Origin of the sequence: Methylobacterium sp. Leaf85, assembly GCF_001422125.1 — a bacterium.
Lineage (GTDB): Bacteria > Pseudomonadota > Alphaproteobacteria > Rhizobiales > Beijerinckiaceae > Methylobacterium > Methylobacterium bullatum.
The window spans coordinates 23,039-34,524 of the sequence record NZ_LMME01000020.1 but is presented as its reverse complement, the minus strand read 5'-3'; the positions used below and the strand labels follow the sequence as shown (position 1 = coordinate 34,524).

Below are 11,486 nucleotides of genomic sequence, written 5' to 3'. Positions count from 1 at the left end.
TGAAGGGGCCCGATCGGGCCCCTTCATCGTTCAAGCGGCCGACCGCCACTGGCCTGGTTTTACTCCGCCGCAGCGGCCTGGAATTGGTCCGCCCTTTACACCTGTCCGGATCGAGGTCGGGCTGACCCTCGAACCAAGCCAAGCGCGCCGCCTTCACGTCCTCCCGATCCTGCTCGGCGGCGTGGCCGGTGTTTTTTTCGAGGGATGCCGTGGCGCTTGAAGAAGCGGGACAAGGTGCTCGTCCCGACCCGCAGGCCGCGGATGGCCAGTCGGGCGCAACTCGCTCAGGAACAGTTCGGGTTTAGCCTCATAGGTCTGACGGATCAGGTCGGCCTGGGTCTCGATGATATGCGAGCGCTGATCACCACTCATTGGCTTGGCCCGTGTGCGTCCTTCCCGCACGAAGGCTCTGTGCCACCGCACTGCGCTGGCGGGACTGACCTCGAACCGTCTGGCGGCTTCCCGGCGTGAGGCTCGTGCCTCGATCGCCACTACAACGCGCTCACTCAGATCGGCTGACAGGGCAGAGGGCATCCGGCTCTTCACCTCGAAAAGCCGGATATCAAATCACAGCCGCGCCGCTCTCGAAACCCCAACCGATTCATGACGATTGGACGCCGCTATAGCTCGAGCGCCTCGGGGCGACGTTCGCCTTTGGCTTGAGGTCCGCGTCACGAAGCGTAAATACGGCCCCGAGGGCCATAGGACGCCCGCATTGTGCTGCTAAGCGCCCATGAAAGGTGCACGCATGCGATCAGCCGCGAGGCAGCTATGTTCAAGACAGCGATTTTGAGCAAGCAGAACGGCTTCGCACGAGAAGGGTCGAAAGGCGCCTTGGGGATCAGACGCAAAACGATCTACGCCTTATGGGGATAGGCGCAGCGAGACCATTAGCCCGAATCCGACGGCGAGTGCGGGAGGCCAAAATGTAGCCTCCCGTCTATTATTTGGCATCCAGTCGCGATCTTCTACGCAGCTCTGACGTTTTTGAGGAAGCGTGAAACCTCTAGGGACAAGTACTCCGAGTGCTGAGAAAGCTCGGATGCCGCGGAAAGTACTTGAGAAGCTGCGGCACCTGTTTCTTCTGCCGCACCAGCAATTCCTGAAATGTTACCTGTTACCTCGCTCGTCCCATGTGCAGCCTCAGCAACGTTTCGCACGATTTCCTGGGTTGCAGCTCCTTGCTCTTCAACCGCGGAGGCGATTGCGGTCGCTACGTCATTCATTTCCCTCAGACGAGCCTCAATAATGCCAATGGCTCTAACTGTCTGTTCGGTCGATCCCTGAACGCCGGCGATCTGCGCTGAAATTTCCTTAGTTGCCTGAGCTGTCTGATTAGCAAGTTCCTTGACCTCTGCTGCAACAACAGCAAACCCTCGGCCAGCATCACCTGCGCGCGCAGCCTCAATTGTCGCATTGAGTGCTAAAAGATTCGTTTGGCTTGCGATTGATGAAATCATATCAACGACCGCATCAATCCGCATTACGCTACCGCTCAACTCCTCAACGAGTTGGCCTGTATGGTTCGCTTCAGCAACCGCGCGCTGCGCGAGATCCGCCGAGCTATGGACTTGACGGCCAATTTCCTGGACAGAAGAACCCAACTCTTCGGCCGCAGCTGCGACAGTATTCACATTAACCGCTGCCTGCTCCGCTGCTGCAGCCACTGTCAAAGACCGATCTGATGTTTGACCCGCCGTAGCCGTCATGGTCTGAGCGGTGGCTTGTAACTCTGTAGCAGACGAAGCAACAATTCCTACAACAGTACTAAAGGTTTTTTCAAAATTATCTGCCATCTCCATCATTGTACGCTTTCGCTCAAGTAGCGCTTCTTCCTTTGCAATGCGGTCTCGCTCGGCCACATCCGCGGCCTTTTGTTCGACCATCTTCTTAATCGCTTCTACGGCCCGTCCAACTGCTCCAATTTCGTCGCTCCGATCTGTAGCTTCGATGCTTGTATCTATTTCGCCTGCGGACATGCGTTCCAGAACGTTGACCAAGCCTTTAAGCGGACGGGCGACGGTGCGAGCCATTAGCTGACTTACTATGAATGCGATGACAGCTAGCGTGCCGAATGTGCCAGCAATCATCATGAGCTGCAGTCGCTTGACGGGGGCGAAAGCCTTTTGTTGGTCGATCGACAACGCCACGTACCATTCCATTGATGGGGGCAGGTTCGGAACTCGTACAAAAGTCATCAACGTCGGCCGGCCGTCTTCGGATACCTCGGTAAATACTGGCGTAATCGGAGGTAGATCCCCAGAAATTAAATAAGACATATTCTTGCCGAGCAAGCTCTGCTTGGAATGAACGAGGATATTTCCGGACGCTGAAACTAGATAGGCATACCCAAATCCGCCAATTTCAACTTCGTTGATCATCTTAGAGAGCGCAACCACGTCGAAATCGTTTCCCACAACCCCGAAAAGCTTCTTCGCATCGTCAAAGACGGGTGCGGAGATCGTGATGGTCATTGTTTGCGTACTCGCACCTAAATATGGTTCCGTCAGTGCAAAGCTTTTCGTCTGAGCTCCGGCCTTATACCAAGGTCTTTCGCGTGCATCGTATCCTGGGCTAATTGGGCCTTTGGGGATTTTTGTATAATTTCCGTCAACATCACCAAACGAGCTGAGTATGAAGGACTTAGTCATCGCCGGTGATCCCAAGACCTTGTCTATTTTTTGTGTATCAATTCCTTTTGTAATTTGTTGAGCCGCGAATTCTGCTAGGTCGGACTTGCCTTTTAGCCAATTGCCAACATTTGACGCGGTCGCGTTTCCAATATTTCTCGCCCTCTGCTCAATGCTTGTTTCAAGTTCTTCTGACTGACTCATATATAGGTAGCAAGATGCCGCAATCAGAACAAGAAACAGTGCTGAAACGATTAGTATTGTCGCTTTTGCCGATACACCTGAAAGCCTCGAAAAGATAGACTTTAATGTAAATCTGGCATGACTGGACTGAGTGTGTTGCATTTTACGATCCTTATGGATTCAATGGGGGTGAACGTTGTCGAGAGATAACTCAAATGCGCGCACAAGTGCTCGTTCGAGTTTTAGCGGGGTCATCTCCACCAATATCTGAAGGGCTTTTGTTTGATCCATTGCTTTCCTATAGGGACGAGTTTCGGTTAACGCGGCGTAGATATCGCATATCGTCACGATTCTAACTGCGTCACTGATCTCGTCACCCCGCAATCCATCGGGGTAGCCAGTACCATCCAGCATTTCGTGGTGATGACGCGTTACGTCGAGGGATGTAGCATCACTCACCGCCGAGGAAAGCAACAGTTCATGTCCCACCGCTGGGTGAGATCGAATTTCCCGCAATTCATGAGCGGTAAGCTGACCTGGTTTATTTAACACGTCTTTGGAAATCTTCGATTTTCCAACATCGTGCAGTAGGGCTGCACGAACGAGGTTCTTCGTATCTTCTTTTGCAAACCCAAGATAAAGGGCAAAATTCGCGACAAGACCAGACACATGCAAGCAATGTCTTACGGTCATGTCGTCATGTATATGCAGTAGGTCGAGCCATTTCTTAATTCCTGCTTCGCGAATGACATGCAAAATAGGATCGACTTCAGCCTCAAGATTTTCGACCGGTAGGGGATCGAATTTACCTGCATGGATCACGCTATTGAATAATATTCCGGCTCTGAACAGGCGGCGTTCAACCATTAGTTCAGTCAGGGTTTTGTTTGGACATATAAGGCTAAAAATAGCAGTCACTATGTTTTTAGTCTCAAGGTGGCTTGACAGACAGGCTGTTGCGCCAAAAGCAGATGCTTCGATGAGCATCTGGTCACTATTTCTTCGGGTCAGGTAAATCAGCGGTGTCTGCTTGAATCCGAAGCGCTGAGACATGATACCTAGACATTGCTTGAATTCAGCGCGAGTGATTTCAAAATCTGCGATGATGCCTCGTAAGTCGTCGAAATCGGACCAATTTTCCCCACTTCCTACAATATAGCATTCTGCGATTGGTGTGATCATTTCAGCGATGCGAACTGCATGCGAACGATGGTCTGATAATACTGCGATTTCCACGTTCTCAACCCCGTTTGATTATAAGCCAGTTGAGATACACAGGATGGTCATCCAAATTGGGCAAGTGAGAGCGGAGGGTTAAATCGTGGCATTCAGTTTATAGAACGGAGTCGACGAGTATCTCATGCCAGTATATTAAACGACTAATACTATGCGTATTTGAGGCATTAGAATTCTAGGGGTCGTGTAACAGCATTTTTCCGGTGGCCGCCCGTATTTACGTGTGTGCAGGTTCCAGCAAGAATTATAAGTTATCATAAATCATAAATGACTGAGGGCGTATTTTTCTTGACCCAAGGCGATGGTGGGGTGATGGCGCGATTTTTGAAGGGCGATGCTAAATTAGCGTGGCTAAGAGCGCCTAACAGAACGGCACCGTAACCGTCGATGTGCGTTGGTGTGGCATGGCCCGCGCCCTTCTTCCCGAGGATCTCTGGCGTGAGATCGCGCCGCTGCTTCCGCCTCCCCGGCCGCGTCCGTAGGGTGGCCGACGACCCATCGAGCACCGAGCGGCGCTCACCGGTATCCTGTTTGTGCTGCGCTCCGGATTGCCCTGGGAGATGCTGCCGGCTGAGATGGGCTGTGGCTCGGGCATGACCTGTTGGCGCCGCCTGCGCGACTGGCAGGCGGCGGGCGTCTGGGACCGCCTGCATCAGGTGCTGCTGGGGCGACTTCACGACGCCGGTCAGCTCGACTGGAGCCGGGCCAGCCTGGACAGCGCGTCTGTCCCGGCCAAAAAAGGGGCTCTGCCACCGGCCCGAACCCGACGGATCGCGGCAAGCCGGGCACGAAGCGCCACCTCGTCACCGACGCGCGCGGCACGCCGCTCGGCTTCTGCCTGAGCGGGGCCAACCGACACGACACCGTCATGATGGCGGCCACCCTCGATGCCATTTCGCCTCTGCGGAGTGGCCGACGAGGGCGACCGCGACGCCGTCCGGACAAGCTGCACGCCGACAAGGCCTACGATGCCCGACCCCGCCGACAGGAGTGCCGGGCACGGGGGATCGTCCCGCGCATCGCGCGGAAGGGTATCGAAAGCAGCGAGAAACTCGGTCGGCATCGTTGGGTCGTCGAGCGTACCCACGCGTGGTTCAACCGCTTCCGCCGCCTACCCGTCCGCTACGAGCGACGCAGCGACATCTACGAGGCCTTCACGAGCCTCGCGACCAGCCTCATCACTCTCAACCAGATCAAACGGTTCTGTTACGCGCTCTAAAGCCATGCCGTCCTATCCCCGCTGCTTCAAGCCTTTAATTGAATAATTCTTCCTTCTCCCGTTGCCTAAAAATCGTAATGGAGCATCCACACTCATAGCGCTCCAGGTCGAACATTTCGTTCAGGCTAGGCTGATCCGCATTTGTCATCAGCGCGCTGTAGAAATTGCCCCAGAGCGCATGCTGGATACATTCGAGCGAGAAACCTAGAGCGGCAAATGGAAAGTCTTACTTGACTTTGCCGGGACGGCTTCCAAATACTGAGTTGGCCTACTTGATGCGGTGGCATGCATGCGGAGCGACATGCCGGGCTTGCTGCAACGCAATCTCGGCGATCCGTGCGCATTAAGATACACCAATCAAAATTTCATCCAAGAAAAGAAATGTATTCAGAATATGCATTGTGAGAAATAATAATCGATATCAAATCCCCAGAATACTTTAGAAAAACGGTGGTTAAGAGAAAATAACATGTATGCTCTGGCTGTAGCTATGGAGGAATTGCCTTGCTTTAGATCGAATTCAAAATTGCAGTCTGTGGCTTCAAATTCTCATGATGCGAATACCCCTTAGATCTTATGAACAAGGAATATGAATATGTATCAATGGAACGAATGGGGGAAGAGCAAAATAGTATTGCTATAATCTATATAAATTTTCAGTAAATAGCGACAAAAACTGCTAGTTAAATCTAGCTTCTACGGAACGATGGTGAGTGTAATGGAAAATTCTGATCCCCACGAGTCGGCGGATGCACGTGGCGTCCGGCTTCACGTAATGGAGCAGCGTCAAAAGCGTCTAAAAATAGCTTTGATGCTGCAGCCAGATTTAGCACAGGCTGAGCCGTTCGAGAATGTCGACCTTTTTTCAAAAGTTAGAGATGAAATAATCCGACCTGCGATGGACGCGTTTATTCAGTCCGGATCGCTGAAGAATCATTCTCATCACATCGTTATTGATAACGATCATACAGATGAACCTCTTGCTCTCGTCGGGGCTGGCATCAGACTAGTTCTCTCTGAAAACGTGCTCCTGAATGGGATTAATCTTTATGAGATTCCCACGTTTGGCTTCTATCATGATCGCGTGAAGCAGTCTGTACAGTGTCGCGTCGAGATCTATGACTCGTCTCGGAACGGCGAGGATCGTCTTGTCCGATGCCCAGACATTGAAGCCCCGCTCGATTTTGAAGCCGTAACAGTCGAGGCAATCATTGGAAAGCTGAATTCATTCGTGGAGGTGCTGGCACGCTATTAGTTGCGATCGCCTGATTTATATAATATCTAGGCATAGAAAACAAACCGAATAACTCAACTTACCGTCTTCTTTCAATTTGTTCGAGGGCGGAATGCTATTGATGAGGCTTACATGATTATTCAACTCGGTGGGCATCTCGAACGAGCCTTCCTTCTCGCAGGGAAGCGAGAGAGCTCTCAGCAGGGTCGATCTGAAGAGCCGCAAACTCTTCCTCACGCAACGGATGCCTATCGTTCGTTCTTCCATCGTGCAGGAACCATCGCGGTTTTATCTAAAGGGATCATCGATCCTAATGCTGTCGATGCGGATGATGCCGCACTAAAAGGCCTTCATGTGGATGGTCGATATGTTGCCATGAGCCAGCGCTCCCTGGAAGAAGATGCCTGGACGTTTACGAAACGCGTTGTGACGGAGGCCGCTTTCTCGCCTGAGAGTATGGCGACCATGCGCTTACGAGCTCCCGATGATCCGAGACCGGAGGGCAGTATCCCCCATCACCTTGACGACATAATAAACCATTGCTTGGCCGCTTGGCGTACGGACTCGACACTGGTACTCGCGGACTGCGATAGGCAGGTTCTGGTCGAGTTGGCTGCGTGTGTCTACGCGAATGGCCTAGCCTTGCCATTCGCGATACCGGACCTGCGCAAAATGCCAACGGGTTCCTCAAAAGCGTCGGGACAGCTTGCAAACCTGCAGCCAACGAACATCACGGACGTCGGAACTCTCCGCAACGATCCAGCCGTAAAAGCGTACGCAACCCGTTTGCAACGCTTGTCCGAGAGCGGTACGGCCGACGTCAGCGCTATATTGCGGACGGCTTTGAGTAAAGCGAGTGAACTGAGTCCGCGTATTCGGGAATCATCCCGAGACATCACGCTGACAAACCATTGGGCGAAAGTGCTAAACAATTTTGATGTATCAAAAGGTGCAATGCTGAAGGATCCCTCCAACTGGGCGGAGCGTCGATACTCGACGAAAAAGATGCACGTCATCGTCCTCTCAAGTCCCTACAGTCTTATCTAGGTATTTCAGTCACGAGTTTTATCGTGCGCTTTTGACGTTATAATGAAGGTGCCCGCCATAGGCCGAGTGCTTATCGGGCGCAATACAGGAACGGATCCGACCCTTCGCACGAAACAGCATAACTTGCTTGGCTGAGTGGCCCTAAAAAGGAGTTTCAGCCCAGCTCCGGTATGAGTTGCAGGCTGCCGTGATGCGGCTGGCGGTCAGCCAGCGTGAGAGCTCGCTTGTATCAAGTGCTGCTGCCCGTCCCTATGATTAGGGGCTTGGGTTGCAGGAGCTTGATGCCATCCCAGCGTAGCTCACCGACGGGCGCGAGACGGAGGGTCTCCGAATGGCCCGCACTGGACCATTCGGAGTTTGTTTCAGAACCGATAAGTGAAGTTGCCCTTGACGGCGTGGTCCTGGGCGCGCTCTCCGACTTGGCCCGTATAGGCGACGCCGAGGCTCGTGTTACGGGCAACCTGAACATCGATCCCCGCTTCCGCGACGAGCGCATCCCGGGCAATCGGGATCCCAGCACTTAGGAAGCTCGGGCCCGCGCCGAAGGCGAGGAGTGCTTTCGGCATTACATCGCCATACGCTCGGCGGTAGCCGACAAGTCCACGGACCGAGACTGGAGCTCCGCTTTCAAGATCGAGGCGCGTCTGCGCACGCAGACCAACTGTGGAGGTGGCGATGTCGAAGGTACGGGCGGCGCCCGTCAGCGTGGCGATACCACCGGTCTCAGCAAAGCGGTCATGGGCGATGCTGACGATGGCACCTCCGACGAAGGGCTCGATGGAGGAGCTAGCGCTCAAGATTGGTGCTTTGGCCGCTTTGCTCGAGCTAGGCTCGTCAGTTCCGATGGGGAAGCTGTAGCCAATTTCGCCGAAGCCCTGGATCGTGGATCCACCGGAGCGCGAGGCGGCGCTGTCGCTGAAGCCGGGGAAGCTTACCGCCCGGCGTAGGTTCGTTGCGTTATCCGCATAGACGGCTCCTAAGCGCATAGCGAAAGCGCCGTAGTCGTAGCCTCCGTAGAGACCACCGAAGACACTTTCGATCGTGCCCGACTGAGCACCACCGCTGGTATCGAGTTGTGTCAGGGTATAACCGGCGGCCGCGCCGAGCCGGAAGCCGGCCTCGAGGCGTGCATCAGCGCCGAGCACGAAGCCGCTAGTCTGGCGCGACAGGCTTGCAGCGTTGCCATTCGATCGTGCCCCGCCGAACGTACCGAAGCCCTGGCCCCAGACACTGAAGACCTGCGGGTCAAGCACCTGCATGGGAATGGACGTGCTTGGGACGGTGCGACCCGGCAGGTCGGCCGTATAGGCTGCCGGAAGGCGGCCATAATTGGCGATGTCGGCCGCGCTCGAGTTCGTGCCCCAACGCAGACGGTCGAGGATGGCCTCTCTCACGAAGAAGGCCGTCTCAAACTCGGCCGAGACCGTGCTCGCATGGATATCCCCTGACAGGGTGCGGAAAGCGCTCTGCGCCTCTGGAACAGTCAGTCCGATGGTCCGGGCGTAGAGTGCATCGCCTGCACCAGCCGCCTGAACGGCGTCCGCGACCGCCGCTTGATTGCGGCTCTGCGCGATGGTCGAGAACGCGATGTCATTCCGTGCAAGCGTCAGGTCAACCTCGTTCGCCTGATAGCGCAAGGTTGGGGTGAGGAAGGCCAAGTTGGACGTGACGCCATCGAACTGGCCCTTGAGGCCGCCGGCAGCTGTGAGGATGGCGTAGCGCGTTCGCAAATCGTAATTTCCGGCCGAAGCCTGTACTTGTACCGTGCCCCCGGAGAGGGTCGTTCGGCCGGTGGCTGCGATCCTATCTGATTCACCCGAGGCATTGGCCTCGACCTGATAGCGAGAACCCGCAGCGAAGGCGACGTCACCGGCGACATTAAGGGTCCCGATCGAATTACCCGGTGCCACGGTTGCACCGCTGCCGGCGACAACGCCGCCGACAGTGCCCGAGCCGCTTAGCGTCGCGCCATCGCCCACCCCGACGATCGAATTCCCCAGGAAGCCATTCACCGCAAGCCGGCCCTCCGCGATGCTGGTCGGACCAGAAAGCGTATTGATGCCGGTCAGATTGAGACTGGTCGCCCCCATCTTCATCAGGGACCCAGTACCGGAAATCGGAGACGCCAGCGTTCCATCGACGACGCTCTGATTCACCACCAGTGTGGCGTTGTTGACGATGGGGCCGGAACCGAAACTGAGAGACGTTCCCGAGAGGACGCCACCCGAGATCGTCGTACCGCCACTGTAAGTGTTGACACCTGTGAGGTTTAGGGTGCCCGTACCGGTCTTCGTCAGCGAACCGACCCCACCGATGTCGTTGTTGAATGAGTCAAATGCCGAGAAGCCCTCTTTGGCCGCATCCATGTGGATCGTCACGGCGCGGTTAAAGGCACCATAGCCATCACCCGCTGCGAAGAGGTTGATTCGTGCATAGCCGGATCCATTGTCTAGCGGCGCGCCGGAAGCGATCTCGGTGGTCGCCAACACGTCGCGCCGCTGAGCTGCAGTCAGATAGGGGAAGCGGGTCTGCAGGAGAACCTCGGCGCCCTCCGGGACCACGGGCGCAAGATCCGTCGGGCCGATATTCGGGAGACCGTATGTTAGGCGGAACGTGTAATCGGCTTTGTTCTTAGCTTTGTCGCTAAAGCGGTCGGGCGTGCTTGCCGCGATGCAGGCCGTGATGCTCATGCCACAGGACTGCACCAGCGATGCGCGAAGATCCGTATAGGCTTGCTCGAACGAGGCCTGCCAGTCATGCGTCGACGCTTGCGGCAGAGGGATACCGCGCTGGTCCAAGAGGTTCAGATTGGTGAAATCTGGGTTGTTGTTCAGCACTTGCACAAGATTATATGTGGCGAGCAACCGACCCGCGATCACATCGAGGGCGTAGTGCGGGCCCAGCACGACACGACTGTTGGCGTACTCGGAAGCACGCGTCAGTTCCTCTTGCCAGCGCTCCGGAATCATCATCGCTAGCACGAGGCCGGCGCTCCAACCCGCCGGCGAATGACCGCTGGGAAAGGAGGGGCTGTTGAATCCCTCATTGATGAGACTCAGGCTCGTTGTCTCGATTCCATAGAAGTTTCGCCCCTCGAATAACACGGTACGACCTGGGCGCGTGAAGAAAGGGCGCGTGTCCATGCTGGTTCCGTCGGGCCCGGCCGTGTTCGGGATGACGGGTCGGTAGTATTTGTCGTAGGGGTTCACCACCCCTCCGGCGGGAAGATCGAGGCGCGCCGTGAAGGGGGTCCCCGCACTATTGGCAGAGGTTCCGTCACCCCTCCAGGCGGTCCCACTCGCGTATCCCTGTCCGATCAACCGCCGCATCGTGTTGCTGGTATTACTGTTGATCGTGTTGAAACCTGCCCAGAACTGCCGCCAACTTTGGACCTGCGTCGAGTCGGCTTCGACATTTTGGGCGGTCAGGAACTGTTTGTTGCCGACCGAAAACGCTTCAAACAATTTGCTGCTGAGACCCTGCGCATAGTTGATGGCATTGCCCGGGCTCCCAGTCGCATCGCGGATGGACAAAGCTCGTTCAAACGGCGTTGCGTTGTTCTGGATCTGGAACGTCGTGGCAAGGTTCGCGTCGAGCACGGCGCGACCCGCGCTCGTGGTCGGCAGCAGCGTTAGATTGCTGATGAGGTTAGCGCCGCCCTCGGCGATCGCCTGTTGTGCTTGTGCCGAGCCATTGAACGTCAATGCTGCTGCGACCGCAATCATAGATACACTGTAACTGAAATTCACGTTTGCGCTCCTGGTTGGAAACTTCGACAGAAGCCATATTGATAAAATTACATTTATCACTATCATAATGCTGTCATAATGAGGGGACCGATGGTTTGTTGCAGATCAGTCACGCCAAAATGGCTCATTTATCGGCGGTCCATAGTGAATTAGCGCCGGGGCCGGAGTTAGCCCACCATTTGTTTCCT

The 11,486-nt window shown here is 55.3% G+C and carries 5 protein-coding genes and 2 pseudogenes; 3 read left to right on the top strand and 4 right to left on the bottom strand.

Going from position 1 to position 11,486, the window contains the following annotated elements; translation table 11 throughout:
- The 3 genes and pseudogenes from ASF08_RS24090 to ASF08_RS24080 all read right to left on the bottom strand — a co-directional run.
- Window positions 1-534 (bottom strand): annotated as a pseudogene (locus ASF08_RS24090) (IS630 family transposase); the annotation flags it as partial.
- A gap of 434 nt (window positions 535-968) precedes the next feature.
- Complete coding sequence (locus ASF08_RS24085) at window positions 969-2,975, bottom strand: methyl-accepting chemotaxis protein (RefSeq protein ID WP_244474516.1); 2,007 nt, start codon at window positions 2,973-2,975, stop codon at window positions 969-971.
- Window positions 2,976-2,993: 18 nt separating this feature from the next.
- Window positions 2,994-4,049, bottom strand: a complete 1,056-nt coding sequence (locus ASF08_RS24080; RefSeq protein WP_156629574.1) for an HD-GYP domain-containing protein — start codon at window positions 4,047-4,049, stop codon at window positions 2,994-2,996.
- 404 nt (window positions 4,050-4,453) lie between these two features.
- On the opposite strand from ASF08_RS24080, the pseudogene ASF08_RS24075 reads away from it, so the two are divergent.
- The 3 genes and pseudogenes from ASF08_RS24075 to ASF08_RS24815 all read left to right on the top strand — a co-directional run bounded on the left by ASF08_RS24075 (window position 4,454) and on the right by ASF08_RS24815 (window position 7,549).
- A pseudogene (locus ASF08_RS24075) lies at window positions 4,454-5,268 on the top strand (IS5 family transposase).
- 718 nt (window positions 5,269-5,986) lie between these two features.
- On the top strand, window positions 5,987-6,523 hold the full coding sequence (locus tag ASF08_RS24820) for a hypothetical protein (RefSeq protein ID WP_156629573.1): 537 nt from the start codon (window positions 5,987-5,989) through the stop codon (window positions 6,521-6,523).
- Window positions 6,524-6,634: 111 nt separating this feature from the next.
- Window positions 6,635-7,549, top strand: a complete 915-nt coding sequence (locus ASF08_RS24815; RefSeq protein ID WP_156629572.1) for a hypothetical protein — start codon at window positions 6,635-6,637, stop codon at window positions 7,547-7,549.
- A 362-nt stretch (window positions 7,550-7,911) separates the two neighbouring features.
- Here ASF08_RS24815 and ASF08_RS12120 read toward each other — a convergent pair whose 3' ends face one another.
- Window positions 7,912-11,298, bottom strand: coding sequence for an autotransporter domain-containing protein (locus tag ASF08_RS12120; RefSeq protein ID WP_162238955.1), 3,387 nt, complete (start codon window positions 11,296-11,298; stop codon window positions 7,912-7,914).
- Window positions 11,299-11,486: the final 188 nt, after the last annotated feature.

Excerpts from the sequence above, each read along its gene's own strand:
- ASF08_RS24085 (WP_244474516.1), bottom strand. The coding sequence starts at position 2,975 with ATGCAACACACTCAGTCCAGTCATGCCAGATTTACATTAAAGTCTATC.
- ASF08_RS24820 (WP_156629573.1), top strand. The coding sequence starts at position 5,987 with ATGGAAAATTCTGATCCCCACGAGTCGGCGGATGCACGTGGCGTCCGG.
- ASF08_RS24815 (WP_156629572.1), top strand. The coding sequence starts at position 6,635 with ATGATTATTCAACTCGGTGGGCATCTCGAACGAGCCTTCCTTCTCGCA.